Annotated in this window: 11 protein-coding genes and 2 pseudogenes; 8 read left to right on the top strand and 5 right to left on the bottom strand. The window is 66.6% G+C overall.

Annotated features, from left to right (window positions below):
• Positions 1–65 precede the first annotated feature (65 nt).
• Positions 66–251 (top strand): annotated as a pseudogene (locus tag PY257_RS15375) (tRNA dihydrouridine(16) synthase DusC); the annotation flags it as partial.
• Between the two features lie 80 nt (positions 252–331).
• Here PY257_RS15375 and PY257_RS15380 read toward each other — a convergent pair.
• The 3 genes from PY257_RS15380 to PY257_RS15390 all read right to left on the bottom strand — a co-directional run bounded on the left by PY257_RS15380 (position 332) and on the right by PY257_RS15390 (position 2,599).
• The gene (locus PY257_RS15380) at positions 332–1,477 is read right to left on the bottom strand and encodes a glycosyltransferase (RefSeq protein ID WP_275743422.1); all 1,146 of its coding nucleotides are present in this window, start codon (positions 1,475–1,477) and stop codon (positions 332–334) included.
• Between the two features lie 5 nt (positions 1,478–1,482).
• Positions 1,483–2,355, bottom strand: a complete 873-nt coding sequence (locus PY257_RS15385) for a UDP-2,3-diacylglucosamine diphosphatase (RefSeq protein ID WP_275743424.1) — start codon at positions 2,353–2,355, stop codon at positions 1,483–1,485.
• Positions 2,356–2,452: 97 nt separating this feature from the next.
• The gene (locus tag PY257_RS15390; protein ID WP_275743426.1) at positions 2,453–2,599 is read right to left on the bottom strand and encodes a hypothetical protein; all 147 of its coding nucleotides are present in this window, start codon (positions 2,597–2,599) and stop codon (positions 2,453–2,455) included.
• Positions 2,600–2,776: 177 nt separating this feature from the next.
• On the opposite strand from PY257_RS15390, the gene PY257_RS15395 reads away from it, so the two are divergent.
• The gene (locus tag PY257_RS15395; RefSeq protein WP_275743428.1) at positions 2,777–3,205 is read left to right on the top strand and encodes an MAPEG family protein; all 429 of its coding nucleotides are present in this window, start codon (positions 2,777–2,779) and stop codon (positions 3,203–3,205) included.
• A 273-nt stretch (positions 3,206–3,478) separates the two neighbouring features.
• Here PY257_RS15395 and chrA read toward each other — a convergent pair whose 3' ends face one another.
• Positions 3,479–4,726, bottom strand: coding sequence for a chromate efflux transporter (chrA, locus tag PY257_RS15400; RefSeq protein ID WP_275743430.1), 1,248 nt, complete (start codon positions 4,724–4,726; stop codon positions 3,479–3,481).
• A gap of 122 nt (positions 4,727–4,848) precedes the next feature.
• On the opposite strand from chrA, the pseudogene PY257_RS15405 reads away from it, so the two are divergent.
• Positions 4,849–5,145, top strand: a pseudogene (locus PY257_RS15405) (RsmE family RNA methyltransferase); the annotation flags it as partial.
• Positions 5,146–5,184: 39 nt separating this feature from the next.
• Here PY257_RS15405 and PY257_RS15410 read toward each other — a convergent pair.
• Positions 5,185–5,739, bottom strand: coding sequence for a DUF3617 domain-containing protein (locus PY257_RS15410; protein WP_275743432.1), 555 nt, complete (start codon positions 5,737–5,739; stop codon positions 5,185–5,187).
• 348 nt (positions 5,740–6,087) lie between these two features.
• On the opposite strand from PY257_RS15410, the gene PY257_RS15415 reads away from it, so the two are divergent.
• From PY257_RS15415 to PY257_RS15435, 5 genes are all read left to right on the top strand, one after another.
• On the top strand, positions 6,088–7,134 hold the full coding sequence (locus tag PY257_RS15415) for a sodium:calcium antiporter (RefSeq protein WP_275743434.1): 1,047 nt from the start codon (positions 6,088–6,090) through the stop codon (positions 7,132–7,134).
• Complete coding sequence (locus tag PY257_RS15420) at positions 7,124–9,841, top strand: cation-translocating P-type ATPase (protein WP_275743436.1); 2,718 nt, start codon at positions 7,124–7,126, stop codon at positions 9,839–9,841. The genes PY257_RS15415 and PY257_RS15420 overlap by 11 nt, the downstream gene beginning before the upstream one ends.
• 45 nt (positions 9,842–9,886) lie before the next feature.
• Positions 9,887–13,411 (top strand): class I SAM-dependent DNA methyltransferase, encoded by a 3,525-nt coding sequence (locus PY257_RS15425; protein ID WP_275743437.1) that lies wholly within the window; start codon positions 9,887–9,889, stop codon positions 13,409–13,411.
• Between the two features lie 114 nt (positions 13,412–13,525).
• A complete protein-coding gene (locus tag PY257_RS15430) occupies positions 13,526–15,040 on the top strand; it encodes a Fic family protein (protein ID WP_275743438.1) in 1,515 nt (504 codons plus the stop codon).
• Positions 15,041–15,494: 454 nt separating this feature from the next.
• Positions 15,495–15,701 (top strand): hypothetical protein, encoded by a 207-nt coding sequence (locus tag PY257_RS15435; protein ID WP_275743466.1) that lies wholly within the window; start codon positions 15,495–15,497, stop codon positions 15,699–15,701.
• Positions 15,702–15,789 lie beyond the last annotated feature (88 nt).

Genomic DNA, 15,789 nt, shown 5'->3' on the forward strand with positions numbered 1-15,789 from the left:
GACCACCCCCGCGCCAGTGCTAGCTTTGCGTACCGTCACTTATTGCACTGAAAACGAGGAGACCCCGTTTCTGGCAACTCGTGTGCCTGCGGCTGGAGTCTGGCCAGCGCGCGGGGCGGCTCAAGCAGTGGCTCAACCTGCTGCGCCGCCGCCACCCCGAGGCACAAGACGCTTTCGTCCAGGTGCGCGGCATGACCGGGCAGGCGCAGATCAGCGCCTGGATGGATGCGCTGATTGCTATCGAAAAGTGAGCTGCCAGCGCAGGTAATACCTGCGCTGGAGGCCTAAAACGCTTGTATTTTTCGGACGCCGGCAGCCGGGCGCGCCGTGCTCAGGCCCGCCGCCGCTGCACTGGCATCCGTGCCTGGGCCAGGATGCTGGAGAGGATCGCCGGCACCTCGAAGGCCGCGCGGTTGCGCAGGCCGCGCAGCGCGGCCTGGTAGCGCTCCAGGTTGCCGGTCACTTCCTTCACCGCGCCGGCCACGTGCCGGAAGCTGGGCAGGATCACCCCCAGCCCCTGGTCGCGCACCCAGTCGGTGTTGTAGCGTTCCTGCGGCATGGTCCAGGCGTTGCGCACCATGATGGGCGGCAGTTGCATGTGTACCGCTTCGCTCAGGCTGCCGCAGCCGGGCTTGCCGATGAAGAAGTCGGCCAGTTGCATATAGCGGGCGACCTCGGGCGTGAAATCCAGCACCAGCCGTGGCGTCTGGGCGGGCAGGGCGCGCAGCGTTTGCGCCAGCGCGGCGTTGCGGCCGCAGGCCAGGATGAGCTGCGTGTCGGGCAGGCGCAGGGCGATGTTCTGCATGGCCTTGGAGCCATGGCCGCCGAACAGCACCATCCCGGTGGGGCGGTCGGGCGCGAGGCCCAGGCGCTGCCGCTCGGCGGCGCGGTCGATGGGCTGGGTGTCGTAGAACTGCGGGCCGATCAGCGCGCCCGATGTCGCATGGATGCGCCCGGCGGGGTAGCCCGCCGCGCGCGCCTGCTCCACGGCGCGAGGCGAGGGGCAGATCAGGTGCTGGTCCAGCCCCGGCTCGATCCAGAAATGCGGGGGGTAGTCGGCCAGGTCGGTAAGCACCAGGGCGAAGGGTACGCCCGGCAGCGCCGAGGCGACCGACTCGCCGAGCGCGAGGTTGAAGTTGGGCACCAGCGACACCACCATGTCGGGCCGCGCCGCGCGCCAATGGTGCTCCAGCCGCCGCACCAGCGCCTTGTGGCTCCAGCGGATCATGCCCTGCAGCAGCTTCAGCTCCTGCGCCAGCCCCAGCGTCCAGCCGCGCGCCAGCCGCTTGTTGTAGACGTCCTCGGGGTCCATGCCGGTCAGCCGGCGGAAGCGCCCCTGCGCGTCGAGCACGTCGAACAGGTTGGTGCGCCGGATGTTCCAGGGCAGGCCGGCGCGGCGTATGCCGGCCTCCAGCGCCAGCGCCGAGGCGCGGTGGCCGCCGCCGGCGTTGAAATAGATCAATTCCACTGTAGGCATGGACATCATGCGGTCACCGGTTCGCTGCGGCGGCGGGCGCGCGCACGGGCCACCGGCATGTGCTCGGCCCACTGCAGGATTTCGAGCGTGCCGTCGGCGTGCTCGGCCAGGGCGGTCAGGCTTTCCACCCAGTCGCCGTCGTTGGCGTAGAGGATGCCGTCGATGTCGCGCAGCTCCGCGTGGTGGATGTGGCCGCACACCACGCCCTGCACGCCGCGCTTGCGCGCCTCGCGCGCCACGGCCTGCTCGAAATCGCCCACGTAGCTCACGGCGCGCTTGATCTTGAGCTTGAGGTATTTGGAGAGCGACCAGTACGGCAGCCCCATGCGCGCGCGCAGCGTGTTGAGGTGCCGGTTGAGCTTGAGCGTGAACTCGTAGAGCGTGTCGCCCACATGCGCGAGCCAATTGGCGCACTGGATCACGCCGTCGAACAAATCGCCGTGCATGATCCACAGCTTGCGGCCATCCGCCGTCTCGTGCACCCATTCGTGCGCCACGGCGATGCCGCCGAAGTTCAGGCCCAGGTACTTGCGCGCGAACTCGTCGTGGTTGCCGGGGATGAAGATCACCCGCGTGCCCTTGCGCGCCTTGCGCAGCAGCTTTTGCACCACGTCGTTGTGCGCCTGCGGCCAGTACCAGTGGCGGCGCAGTTGCCAGCCGTCGATGATGTCGCCCACCAGGAACAGCGTCTCGCACTCGGTGTGCTTCAGGAAGTCCAGCAGCGCCCGGGTGCTGCAGCCGGGCGTGCCCAGGTGCAGGTCGGATATCCAGAGCGTGCGGTACTTTTGCGCGGGGCGCGTCGGTTCGTCATCCGCCGTTCCGTGGGCCGGAACGTCCATGGTGCGCCATGCGCGCAGAAAAGCGTCGTCGCGTTGCATGAGTCGCCATGGTCGGCACCGTCGGTGACAATGGCATGACGAAACGATGTCTGTTGCATGACGGTGCCACATGTGCCGCGGCCGTTGTCTTGTGGTCTTATGACTTGTTCTTGAGCTTGCCGCGCGGCAGCACTGCTGTCACGGGCGGCGTGGGCCGGTCCGACGCGCCGGGCTGCTTGGGCGGCGCAGCGTCCTTCTTGGGCTTCTTCGTCATCTTTTCCTTGTGCTGGTCGCCTTTGGCCATGGGAGCCTCCGATGTAAAAGCCTGATAGCGTACGGCACATTGCGCAATTCCGAAACCTCCAAGTGTGACGCGTTCGCCCAGATGGCTGCCGGTTGCCGCGATGCGGCTGGTTCGGGACGGGGAAGTCCCTTTCATTGGTTAGGTGCATAGCCGGCCCGGTGCTAGTCTCATCCCAACATGCACTCCTCCGAAATCCTCTACCCGATCCTGGCGCTGGCGGCATGGACTGGCCTGGTGCTACTACTCATCCCAGTGGCGCGCTTTCGAGCGGGCTTTCGCCGAGAAGTACGGGCGGATGACTTCAAGTTCGGAGAGTCGGCCTCTGTCCCGCCACGCGTGAGCCTCCCGAATCGGAACTACATGAATCTGCTTGAGGCACCCATGCTGTTCTATGTCGTATGCGTGCTGCTTTTCGTGATCTCTGGAGTAACCCCCACAGCAGTCGTGCTGGCTTGGTCTTACGTCGCCTTGCGCATCGTTCACAGCCTCATTCATTTGACCTATAACCGGGTTCAGCATCGTCTTGTCGCGTTCGCCATCAGCAATGCCGTCCTCGCCGCACTTTGGGTGGGCGCAGGTGTGCATATCACCCATGCAGGGGCATAAACAAAGCGCCAGAGGCTATTTTCAGTTGCGGATTCAACCTGGAAACGGCAGTTGGATGCGCCTGCCGGTGCCGTGATCGGGGTGCCAGGCAAGGCGCGACGACGCGGCGGGCTACTTGCCCGCAAGGAGGAGCAACGCCGCATGGCGCGCCGAGCGCGGTGCTGGCAGGTGCATAGCGCGCTCACCCACCAGGGGAACGCCATCGAAGCCGTCAACGCTTGATTTCATGCGGCCTGGCAAGGGATACAAAGCGGTCAACTGCTGTTTCCAGGTTCAACCCCCAAGTGCCAGCAAGGCGCCACCCACGCCGCAGGCCAGCACCACCGCCCAGGGCGGCACACGCCAGAACATCAGCGCCACAAAGGCGGCCAGTGCCAGGCCAAAATCAGCGCCGCTGTGGATGGCACTGGTCCACACGGGGTTGTAAAGCGCCGCCAGCAGCAGCCCCACCACCGCCGCGTTCACACCCGCCAGTGCCGCCTGGGCATGCGGGTTGCGCCGCAGTGGCTCCCAAAACGGCAAGGCACCCGCCACCAGCAAAAACGACGGTACAAAAATTGCCACCAGGCATACCGCCGCCCCCAGCCAGCCGCCAGGCCAGACCTGCATGGACGCGCCCAGAAACGCCGCAAACGTGAACAGCGGCCCCGGCACCGCCTGCGTGGCGCCATAGCCGGCCAGAAATGCATCGGCCGACACCCAGCCCGGCCCCACCACCTCGGCCTGCAACAGCGGCAGCACCACATGGCCGCCGCCAAACACCAGCGCGCCCACGCGGTAGAACGCATCCACCATGGCCAGCAGCGAGCCGGGCCACAGGTGCATGGCCAGCGGCAGCAGCACCAGCAAGGCGGCAAACACGGCCAGCAGCGCGGCCCCTGTGCGCCGGCGCAGCGGCACCTGCAGGCCATCCGGCGTGTCGATGGCCGTTTCTGCCACTACCGTCCTGCCCCGTCCAGACAGCCACCAACCCGCCCCACCCGCTGCCAGCATCACGCCCACCTGGCCCCACACACCGGGCACCAGCAGCACCGCGCAGCAGGCCAGCACCATCATCGTGACCCGGGCCCGCCCCATGCACAGGCTGCGCGCCATGCCCCACACCGCCTGCGCCACCACGGCCACCGCCACCACCTTGAGCCCATGGATGGCGCCTGCGGGCAGCACGGCATGCCCGCCCGCCAACCCCAGCCCGAACAAGGCCAGCACCAGCGCCGATGGCAGCGTGAACCCCAGCCATGCCGCCAGCGCCCCCGGCATGCCCGCCCGCATCAACCCCAGCGCCATACCCGCCTGGCTGCTGGCCGGCCCGGGCAGAAACTGGCACAGCGCCACCAGGTCGGCATAGCTGCGCTCGGTCAGCCACTGGCGGCGCTGCACGAATTCATCGCGAAAGTAGCCCAGGTGCGCCACCGGGCCGCCAAACGACGTGAGGCCCAGGCGCAAAAAGATCCAGAACACCTGCCAGGCCGAGGTGTGAGGCGAGGGTGTGGCTGCCGCAGCTAATGGGTGTTGATGCATGGTGATCAGCAAAGGCCATTGTCACCGCGCCATTGCGACAGTGACCGGGCCGGCGCGTCGTCGCGCCTTGCCTGGCACCCCGATCACGGCACCGGCGCGCGCATCCAACTGCCGTTTCCAGGATCATCGCCAACGAGCGCATGGACTGGCTGGTGGAAAAAGCCACCGAACTGGGCGTGGCCAGCAGCACGCCACTGCTGGCCGAGCGCAGCGTGCTCAGGCTCAGGGGCGAGCGCGCCGAGAAAAAGCTCGCCCACTGGCAGGCCGTGGCCGTGGCCGCCTGCGAGCAATGCGGCCGCAACCGCGTGCCCGTGGTGCACGACGCCATCGACCTCGCTGGCTGGCTGCGCGCCCACCCACCGTTGCCCACGCCGGGCACGCGCCTGCTGCTGTCGCTGCGCGCCGAAACCGCGCCGCTGGCGGCATGACGCTGGCCTGAACGAGCAGCCCAGCCCCGCTCAGCGCGCAGGCTTGATGGCGCCGCAGTTGTCCGACAGCCATTTGCCGGATTGCGCCATGTCGATCTGCTCGGGCCTGCCCTCGTTTTCGGTCTTGAACTTGAATTGGCCTGTGTAGGCCGTGGTGCCCTGAAGGCTGACCGTGCCCTCGCCACTCGACGGCGGCTGGCCCTGGCGACCCTTGCAACTGAAGGCGACTTTCATGGTGTCGGCGCTGATGCGCTGCACCTTCTGCGTGCAACCCTCCTGCTGCGGCATGTTGTCCATATCGGCCTGCTCCTTGGTGACGCAGATCTTCACCGTCTGGCCCTTGGGCCCCATGCTCACGCCCTGCTGGGCCAGCATCTTCTCCATCTGCTTGCGCTGTTCGGGCGGCATGCCGGCCAGGGACTTCTGCATCTTGGCCATGGCGGCTTCCATCTGACCACTCTGGCTCTTCATCACCACGCTGTGCTCCCACAGCCCGGGCCGCATTTTTTGCACCTGGGCATGGGCCAGGCCCAGGGCGCCGGGCATAAGTACAGCAGTGGTCACGGCGATGGCAAGTATTTGCATGGCAGGGTTCCCCGGACAGGATGACGAAAGACCAACAGTATTCCCAAGCCGCGCCGGGCTGCCAATGGCCGGTGCGCGGACCCAACACCCGGCAGTGCAAGCGCGGGGCGCTCAGGTGCGGCGAGCGGCGCACGCAATTGCTCGGGCGTGGTGAAATAAGAAACAAGGGCTCGTAAAGGTAATAAGTAGGTTGCTTTGCGAGCCCTGATCAAACAAGTTCTACACCACCCGCCCCCAGCGCCCCGCCTGACCCCGCTGGAAGCGGGCCGAAAGGATGCAACACCCCATGACCTCGACATTTCTGATGATCGCAAGCTTCCCAACCGCCCGGCACCAGGGCATGGCGGCATGAGCGCGCCCGCCTGGGCCTGGCTGCAGTTCATTGCCTGCGCGCTGCTCATCGGCGCGGCGGGTTTTCAGCTCTCCCGCTATGGCGATGCCATTGCGCGGCAAACCGGGCTGTCCGGCAGCTGGATCGGGCTGACGCTGGTGGCCAGCGTCACGTCGCTGCCCGAACTGGCTACGGGCATCACCGGCGTAACCCTGGCCCATGCGCCCAACCTGGCCGTGGGCAATGCGCTGGGCAGCTGCGTGGTGAACCTGGCTTTCCTGGTGCTGATCGACCTCATCTACCGCCGCGCGCCCGTCTGGAGCCGGGCGAGCAAGAGCCATGTGCTGACGGCCGCTCTTAGCCTGGTGCTGCTGGGCTTTTTGCTGATGGGCCTGCTGATCGGTCAGCTGGGCCCTCAATCGGGCTCCCCGGGCGCGTCCCTGGCATCGGTCTGGGCATCGGTCTGGGGCGTGGGGCTGATGACGCCCATCATGCTCATGCTGTACCTTGTCGCCATGCGGACCCTGTTTGCCTACGAGCGCTCGAACCCCGACCCATCGGCTGCAGAGGATGCCCCGCCCGCACTGCCACTGCGCCAGGCCCTGATGCGCTTCGCCCTGGCCGCATCAGTGGTGGTGGGCGCAGGCTTATGGCTGCCGTTTGCTGCTGTGGATCTGGCCAACAGCATGGGCTGGAACCGCAGTTTCGTCGGCAGCCTGTTCGTGGCCACGGCCACCTCGCTGCCAGAGCTGGCGGTCACGCTGTCGGCCTTGCGGCTGGGCGCGCTGGACATGGCCATCGGCAACCTGCTGGGCAGCAACCTGTTCAACGTGACCATCATTGCCGTGGAAGACTTTTTCTACCGCCCGGGCATACTGCTGTCCGATGTCTCGCTCGTGCATGCCGTTACCGCCAGCTCGGCCATCGTGATGACCGCACTGGCCCTGGTGGGCCTGTTCTTTCGCCCGAGCGGCCGGGTGTTGCGCGCCGTGGGCGCAGTCAGCCTGGCCCTGGCGGCGGTCTATCTGCTCAACACCTACGTGGTCTTCCTTTATGGTGCCTGAAGCTCCTGCCCCGCGCTCCGGCATTCCCCCGCCAGACAACGCGCACCTGCGTGATGCACGCGACCTGGCCCGCGAGCAGGGGGTGGACCCCCGCACCGGCCTGCACGATGACGAAGCCGCGCAGCGCGCATTGCAGCACGGCGCCAACGAGCTGCAAGACCACAGCCGCCGCGGCCCCCTGGCGCTGCTGGCCGACCAGTTCAAGGACTTCATGGTGCTGGTGCTGCTGGGTGCCGCCATCGTCTCTGGCATGGTGGGCGAGCTCACCGACACGCTGGTCATCCTCGTCATCGTGGTGCTCAACGCCGTCATCGGCTTTGTGCAGGCCTGGCGCGCCGACCAGGCCATGGCCGCGCTGCGCCAGTTGGCGGCGGCGCACGCCACGGTGCTGCGTGGCGGCGAGGTGCAGGTGGTGCCCGCCAGCGTGCTGGTGCCAGGCGACATCGTGCTGCTGGAGGCGGGCAACCAGATACCGGCCGACCTGCGCCTGATCGAAATCGCGCAACTGCAGGTGGATGAATCGGCCCTCACGGGCGAGTCGGTCACGGTGGCCAAGCAGACAGACGCCCTGACCGGTGATGCCCCCCTTGCACTGGGCGACCGCGTCAACATGGCCTTCAAGGGCACCACGGTCACCCACGGGCGCGCACGCGGCCTGGTGGTGGCCACCGGCATGCACACCGAGCTGGGCAAGGTGGCCGCCTTGCTGGACACCGACGACCGCAGCACGCCGCTGCAGCGGCGCCTGGCGGCCTTTGGCAAACGGCTGGCGCTGGCCGTGCTGGGCATTTGCGCCATCGTGTTTGTGGTGGGCGTGCTGCGCGGCGAGGCCCCGCTGCTGATGGCGCTCACCGCCATCAGCCTGGCCGTGGCCGCCATCCCCGAGGCGCTGCCCGCCGTGGTCACCGTGCTGCTGGCGCTGGGCGCGCGGCGCATGGTCGCCATCAATGCACTGGTGCGGCGCCTGCCGTCGGTAGAGACGCTGGGCTCGGTCACCACCATCTGCACCGACAAGACCGGCACCCTGACGCAAAACCGCATGCACGCCGAACTGCTGCTGGCCCAGGGCCAGCGCTGGACACCCGGCGACCCGCTGCCCAGCGCCGTCCATGCCGAAACGCTGCGCGCCGCCGCCTTGTGCAACGACGCCAGCCACCAGGGCGCCCATGACGAGGATGACGGCCATACCCACGTACCCGCCACCTGGCTGGGCGACCCCACCGAGACCGCCCTGGTGCTGGCCGCCCATGCCGGCGGCTTCGAAAAAACCGAGCTCGACGCCGCACAGCCGCGCGTGCAAGAGCAGCCCTTCGATTCCGGCCGCAAGCGCATGACCACCTTCCACAAGGAAGGTGCCGGCTTCGTGGCCTACACCAAGGGCGCCCCCGAATCGGTGCTGCCCCGCTGCACCGCGCAGTGGACGCCCGATGGCAGCGCCCCCCTGGACAGCGCCAGCGTGCTGGCCAGCGCCGACGCGCTGGCCGCACAAGGCCTGCGCGTGCTGGCCCTGGCCCGGCGCAACCACCCGCGCCTGCCCGACACCAACGCCATCGACGCCGTCGAGAGCCAGCTCGAACTGCTGGGCCTGATCGCCCTCATCGACCCGCCCCGCCCCGAGGCCAAGGCTGCCGTGCGCGACTGCATCACCGCCGGCATCACCCCCGTGATGATCACCGGCGACCACCCTGCCACTGCGCGCGCCATTGCCCGCCGGCTGGGCATCGTCGGCAGCAGCGATGCCCCGGTGCTCACCGGCGTCGAACTGGCCGAACTCGACACCGCCACCCTGGCCCAGCGGGTCGAGCAGGTGCGCATTTACGCGCGCGTCGATCCGGCGCAAAAAATCCGCATCGTCGAGGCGCTGCAGGCGCGGGGCCATTTTGTGGCCATGACCGGCGACGGCGTGAACGACGCCCCGGCCCTCAAGCGCGCCGACATTGGCGTGGCCATGGGCAAAAACGGCACCGACGTGGCGCGCGAGGCCAGCAGCCTGGTGCTGCTGGACGACAACTTCGCCACCATCGTTGCCGCCGTCAAAGAAGGGCGGCGCATCTACGACAACATCCGCAAGTTCGTGCGCTACGCCATGACCGGCAACTCGGGCGAGATCTGGACCATCTTCCTGGCGCCGCTGCTGACGCTGCCCATTCCGCTCTTGCCCATCCACATCCTGTGGGTCAACCTGGTGACCGACGGCCTGCCCGGCCTGGCGCTGGCGGCCGAACCCGCCGAGCGCGGCATCATGCAACGCCCGCCGCGCCCGCCCACCGAGAGCCTGTTTGCCGGCGGCATGTGGCAGAGCATTCTGGGCATCGGCCTGCTGATTGGCGGCCTGTGCCTGGCCGTGCAGGCCTGGGCGATCGCCACCGGCCATGCCCACTGGCAGACCATGGTGTTCACGGTGCTCACCCTGTCACAAATGACCCTTGTCATGGCCATCCGCTCCGAAACCGAGCCACTGTGGCGCCTGGGCCTGGCCAGCAACCGGCCCCTGCTGGGCGCCGTGCTGCTGACGTTTGCACTGCAGATGGCCACCATCTACCTGCCCTGGCTCAACCCCATCTTCAAAACCGAGCCGCTGAGCGCGGCCGAGCTGGGCATCTGCCTGGCGGCTGCGATGGTGGTGTACGTGGTGGTGGAGCTGGAAAAAGCCTGGCGCCGCAACCGCCGGCCCGCCGCCATGGCCCCGGACGAGCCGCCCGCATGAGCCGATAGGTCGTCGCTCATCAAAGACTTTCATCCCCGCCATTGCATGACCTCTACCGCCACCGCAGCCATCGACGCCACTGCCACCCAGGCCTTCATCCAGCGCTGGCAGCACAACACCGCCAGCGAACTGGCCACCGCGCAAAGCTTTGTGATGGACCTGTGCGAACTGCTGGGGGTAGCCAAGCCCCACCCCACGCCCGGGCAGGACTACATGTTCGAGCGCCCCGTCACCTTTGCGCATGGCGACGGCAGCACCAGCAGCGGCCGCATCGACTGCTACCGGCGCGGCCATTTTGTGCTGGAGGCCAAAAAGCTCAAGGCCGCCGGCCATACCAAGGGCTTTGACGACGGCCTGCTGCGCGCCCGCAGCCAGGGCGAGGCCTACGCCCGCGCCCTGCCCGCGCACGAGGGCCGCCCGCCCTTTGTGCTGGTGGTGGACGTGGGCACCGTCATCGAGGTGTATGCCGAGTTCAGCAAAACCGGCGGCACCTACACCCCCTATCCCGACCCGCGCAGCCACCGCCTGCAATTGGCCGACCTGGCCCGGCCCGAGGTGCAAGACCGCCTGCGCCGCATCTGGACCGACCCCGACAGCCTCAACCCCGCGCGCATCAGCGCCCAGGTCACCCGCGACGTGGCCGCCCTGCTGGCCCAGTTGGCCAAGTCGCTGGAGGGCAATGGCGCAAACTTCAAGCCAAATCAGCCTCTAGCGCTTATCCAGCAAGCGCCAATAGCTCCTGAAACCGTAGCAGCCTACCTCACCCGCTGCCTGTTCAGCATGTTTGCCGAAGACGTGGAACTGCTGCCCAAAGGCGCCTTTCTGGGCCTGCTGCAAACCCACCGCGACGACCCCGCCACGCTGCAGCAAATGCTGCGCATTTTGTGGGCCGACATGGACCGGGGCGGCTTTAGCGCCGCGCTGGCCAAGCCCGTGCTGCATTTCAACGGCAAGCTCTTCAAAGGCGCGGGGCAAGACGGCTACAGCCTGCTGCTCACCCCCGCGCAGGTGGATTTGCTCATAGCCGCCGCCCAATCCAACTGGCGCGAGGTCGAGCCCGCCATCTTCGGCACCCTGCTCGAACGCGCCCTCGACCCCGCCGAGCGCCACGCCCTGGGCGCGCACTACACGCCCCGCGCCTATGTGGAGCGCCTGGTGCTGCCCACCGTCATCGAGCCCCTGCGCGCAGCCTGGTCCGACGCCCAGGCCGCCGCCCTGGTGCTGGCCCACGAAGCCAACATGCTGCAAGGCAAGGCGATGGAAGCCAAGCTGGCCGAGGCCCGCGCCGAGGTCAAAAAATTCCACCACCAGCTGTGCACCACCCGCGTGCTCGACCCCGCCTGTGGCAGTGCCAACTTCTTGTATGTGACGCTGGAACATCTCAAGCGCCTGGAGGGCGAAATCGTCAACCAGCTCGAAGCCCTGGGCCACACGCAAGACCAGCTCGGCTTTGAAGGCGAAACCGTCACGCTGCAGCAACTGCGCGGCATCGAACTGAACGAACGCGCCGCCGCCATGGCCGAGCTGGTGCTGTGGATTGGCTACCTGCAATGGCATATCCGCACCCGCGGCAACGCCGCCGTGGCCGAACCCGTGGTGCACAACTACGGCAACATCGAATGCCGCGACGCCGTGCTGGCCTGGGACGCGCAAGAGCTCGCCTACAACGCCGCCGGCCAGCTGCTCAGCCGCTGGGACGGCCGCACATTCAAAACCCACCCCGTAACGGGCGAGCAAGTGCCCGACGAAGCCGCCCAGGTGCCGCAATGGCGCTACCTGGGCGCCCGCAAGGCGCAATGGCCGCAGGCGGATTTCATTGTGGGGAACCCGCCGTTCATAGGAAACAAGCGGATGCGCGATGCGCTCGGTGACGGCTATGTGCAAGCCCTGCGCGGCGCCTGGCCCGAGATTCCTGAAAGCGCCGACTTTGTGATGTTCTGGTGGCACCACGCTGCCGCCCAGGTGGCTGCAGGCCACACCCGGCGCATGGGGTTGATAACCACCAACAGCCTGACGATGGTTTTCAACCGGCGCGTGGTGCAGGCGGCGTTGGACAAAGGAACGCACCTCCACATGGCGATTGCCGACCACCCGTGGGTCGATAGCGCCAATGGTGCTGCGGTGCGCATTGCCATGACAGTTTTGGCGTCGAGCACGGGCGAAGGCTCGGTGCTGACTGTGGAACAGGAAATACCCGGCGAGCATGGTGAAGTCGCAGTAACGCTAACGAAAAAGCCCGGCCTGGTGCACGCAGACTTGACTGTGGGAGCGAATGTGGCGGCAGCCACGCCATTGCGGGCCAATGCACAGATTGGTAACCGCGGGGTTATTCCGCACGGCGCGGGTTTTATCGTTTCAAAGGAAGAAGCTGCCAAATTGGGCAACCCTCCAATCATTCGCGCATATCGAAATGGGCGCGATCTCACCGAGACACCGCGTGGCGCATTTGTCATCGACGCTCATGGCCTCAGCGCAGAAGAATTACGCGACAAATACCCGGCTATCTACCAATGGCTGCTGGAGCGAGTCAAACCCGACCGCGAACAAAACAACAGAGCGAGAGTTCGTGACCTGTGGTGGCTTTTTGCAGAAGCCCGAGTTGTGATGCGCGCTTCCCTGTCCGGCCTCAAACGCTACATCGTCACTGGCCAAGTTGCCAAACACCGCGTCTTCCAATTCCTGGACGCAAGCATCCTCCCCGATGACAAGCTGATTGCCATCGCACTCGACGACGCTTTCTCCCTGGGCGTCCTCTCCAGCCAATTGCATGTCTGCTGGGCATTGGCGCTCGGTGGCCGGTTGGGCGTTGGCAATGACCCCGTCTACAGCAAATCCACCTGCTTCGACACCTTCCCCTTCCCCGACGAAGACACCGGCCTGACCCCGCCCCTGCGCGAGCGCATCGCCCATCTCGCCGAGCAGATCGACGCCCACCGCAAGCGCGTGCTCGCGCCCGAGGCAGGCAACGCGGGCCTCACGCTGACCGGCATCTACAACGTGCTGACGGCATTGCGCGAGGGCCGCGCGCTCACGCCCAAAGAGAAAACCATCCACACCCAGGGCCTGGTGGGCGTGCTGCGCGAGCTGCACGACGAGCTGGACGCCGCAGTGCTGGCGGCCTATGGCTTGCCCGCCAACGCCAGCACCGACGGCATCCTGGCCCACCTGGTGCAGCTCAACACCCAGCGCGCCGCCGAAGAAGCCCAGGGCCGCGTGCGCTGGCTGCGGCCCGCGTTTCAAAATCCGCAAAATTCACTGCAAAAACAGGAGCTGCTACCGCAGGAAGAACGGGCGCCAGAGGCCGATTTTGATAGTGAAAAATCGCTATCAAAACAAGAGCAAACCACCCCCCCGCAACACCCCTGGCCTGCCACCCTGCCCGAACAAGTGCGCGCCGTGGCCGCCGTGCTGGCCCACACCCCCGCGCCCCTCACCCTGGCCGCCATCGAGCTGCGCTTCAAAGGCCGCGGCCCCTGGAAGAAAAGCCTGCCCACCCTGCTGCAAACGCTGGAGGCCCTGGGCCGCGCGCAGGCGGTGGCGACCGGTGGCGAATTGGCGTGGCGGGGGTGATGCGCCGGGGGTGCGCCGGGGGGTGTCTTCTGAGAAAAACATCGAGCACTTCTTCATTTTTGAAGAAAATTCCCGGACACTGAGGTTTTTTCTGCCCCGCACCGCCCCACTGACATGAGCACCGCTGTCGGCTACGCCTGGATTCAGGACGCGCTCCAGGCCCCGGACTTTCTGGGTGCCCACAAGGCGCGGCTGGCGGCTGTGCAAAGCCTGCAGCGGCTGGCCGAAGGGGCGCTGCTGGTGCCTGCCAAGCTGGCGCCCGGCGCACGCTGGCTGGACCACGCGCTCTTTGCCATCAAGCACGAAGGGGTGCGGCTGGACTACCTGACGGCGGCCCTGCGCCAGGTCGGCCAGGAGGAGATGGCGGCGGAATTCCTGCGCACGCCCAACGGTGCCTATGTGCGCAAGCTGTGCCTGCTGTGGGAGGCCGCCCACCAGCGCCCGCTGCCGGCGGTGGAGCGGCAGCCCGTGGCGGCAGCGTATGTGCCCATGTTCGACCCGGCGGCCTACCTGACCGGGGCATCGCGGCGCAATGCGCGTTGGCGGGTGGACTTCAACGGGCTGGGCGATCTGCCGTTTTGCCCGGTGGTGCGCAAGACCGATGCGGTGTTGCAGGGCTTGCAGCACGATGTGCTGGCCCATGCCAAGTTGTTTGCCGCATCCATCGGCGCGCAGATGCTGGAGCGTGCCCTGTCGTGGGCGTATCTGAGCGAGACCGAGGGCTCGTTTGCCATCGAGGGCGAAACGCCCAGCGAGGACAAGGCCCGCCGGTTTGCCGCGCTGCTCAGGCGGGCGCACGACCCGCGCCCCCTGAGCGAGGACTATCTGATCGAGCTGCAGAACGCCACCGTCAGCAACCCGTTCGACAAGGCGGCGCAGTTCCGTACCGAGCAAAACCACCTGCAGGGCAACGCCCTGGGCGCGGCGGGCGTGACCTATGTGCCGCCCGCGCCCGAGCTGTGCGCCGAGCTGATGGAGCAGTTGATGGCGCTGTCTAACCAGCGCCCCGCTGGGCTGGACCCGCTGGCGCATGCTGGGGTGGTGTCGTTCGCGTTTGTCTTTCTGCACCCGTTCATGGATGGCAACGGGCGCCTGTCGCGCTTTCTGATTCACCACTGCCTGGGACAGTCGGGCGGTCTGCCTGCGGGTTTTCTGCTGCCCGTGTCGGTGGCGATGAAAAAGCACGAAGATCAATACTGGCAGGCGCTGACGGCGTTCAGCCGGCCCGCCCGGGAGCTGTGCCAGGTGCTCTGGTCGGGCGATGACCAGTACAGCTACACATGGCAGCCCGGCGAAGACCTGTGGTTGCGCTACATGGATGTCACCGAGGGCGTGGCCTTCACGCTGGCGATGGCCCAGGCTTCGCTGGAGATCCACCTGCGCCAAGAGGTGGAGTTTCTGGGGCTGTTTGACGACGTGGCCCGGCACATCAATGACCGCTACGACCTGCGCGGCACGGACCTGGGCACGCTGATCGTCGCCACCTACCAGAACGGCGGCAAGCTCTCAAGCAACCGGCGCAAGCGCTTTGCCGACCGCGTGCAAGCGCATGTGCTCGACGCCATTGAAGCGGCGGTGGCCCGGCGCATGCAGGGCCAGCCGCTGCCCGGCACAGCAGACGAAGACTGAAAAAAACCTCGATGGAGCATCATGTTCATGATTCAACCTAAATCCGGCAGTTGAACCTAGAAACGGCAGTTGACCGCTTTGTATCCCTTGACAAGCCGCATGAAATCAAGCGTTGACGGCTTCGATGGCGTTCACCTCATGGGTGAGAGCGCTATGCACCTGCCAGCACCGCGCTCGGGGCGCCATGCGGCGTTGCCCCTCCTTGCGGGCAGTAGCCCGCCGCGTCGTCGCGCCTTGCCTGGCACCCCGATCACGGCACCGGCAGGCGCATCCAACTGCCGTTTCTAGGTTGAATCCCCAAAATTCGAGCAACTGCCTGTCACGCATTGAGTTTCCATGCTTTCCAGACTCACCCATCTGGAACTGCTCTGCAGTCACGCGAAGTCTTTGGAAACCCGCATGGGTATTGGGTTTCTTCAGTTTTTCGGTTGGTTCAACTGCCGTTTCCAGGTTCATCGGTCACGTTCGTCCGGAATACCCAGCCTACATCGCCATCATTGACGCGAAGCGCCTCGACTACTACCACCAGCTAGAGCGCGAGCGCATCCACCTGCTGCTGATCGACGAAGCATCCAAGGGCCTGGATGACGTGACGGCAGGACGCACCCAAGATGCGCGCGCAGCACTGACAGCCATCAAAAAACGACGCGCAGCCGCTTGAGTACCGTTGGCAACCGTGAACCAGGCGTGTGGCCGCCATCGTCTGACTCGCCCTGACCAAGAAGCCTCGCTCAAGGCAGCTCAATCTG

Source organism: Curvibacter soli (assembly GCF_029211125.1).
Lineage (GTDB): Bacteria > Pseudomonadota > Gammaproteobacteria > Burkholderiales > Burkholderiaceae_C > Curvibacter_A > Curvibacter_A soli.

Excerpts from the sequence above, each read along its gene's own strand:
- PY257_RS15420 (WP_275743436.1), top strand. The coding sequence starts at position 7,124 with ATGGTGCCTGAAGCTCCTGCCCCGCGCTCCGGCATTCCCCCGCCAGAC.
- PY257_RS15390 (WP_275743426.1), bottom strand. The coding sequence starts at position 2,599 with ATGGCCAAAGGCGACCAGCACAAGGAAAAGATGACGAAGAAGCCCAAG.
- PY257_RS15430 (WP_275743438.1), top strand. The coding sequence starts at position 13,526 with ATGAGCACCGCTGTCGGCTACGCCTGGATTCAGGACGCGCTCCAGGCC.
- PY257_RS15410 (WP_275743432.1), bottom strand. The coding sequence starts at position 5,739 with ATGCAAATACTTGCCATCGCCGTGACCACTGCTGTACTTATGCCCGGC.
- PY257_RS15425 (WP_275743437.1), top strand. The coding sequence starts at position 9,887 with ATGACCTCTACCGCCACCGCAGCCATCGACGCCACTGCCACCCAGGCC.
- PY257_RS15395 (WP_275743428.1), top strand. The coding sequence starts at position 2,777 with ATGCACTCCTCCGAAATCCTCTACCCGATCCTGGCGCTGGCGGCATGG.
- PY257_RS15385 (WP_275743424.1), bottom strand. The coding sequence starts at position 2,355 with ATGCAACGCGACGACGCTTTTCTGCGCGCATGGCGCACCATGGACGTT.
- chrA (WP_275743430.1), bottom strand. The coding sequence starts at position 4,726 with ATGCATCAACACCCATTAGCTGCGGCAGCCACACCCTCGCCTCACACC.
- PY257_RS15380 (WP_275743422.1), bottom strand. The coding sequence starts at position 1,477 with ATGCCTACAGTGGAATTGATCTATTTCAACGCCGGCGGCGGCCACCGC.
- PY257_RS15415 (WP_275743434.1), top strand. The coding sequence starts at position 6,088 with ATGAGCGCGCCCGCCTGGGCCTGGCTGCAGTTCATTGCCTGCGCGCTG.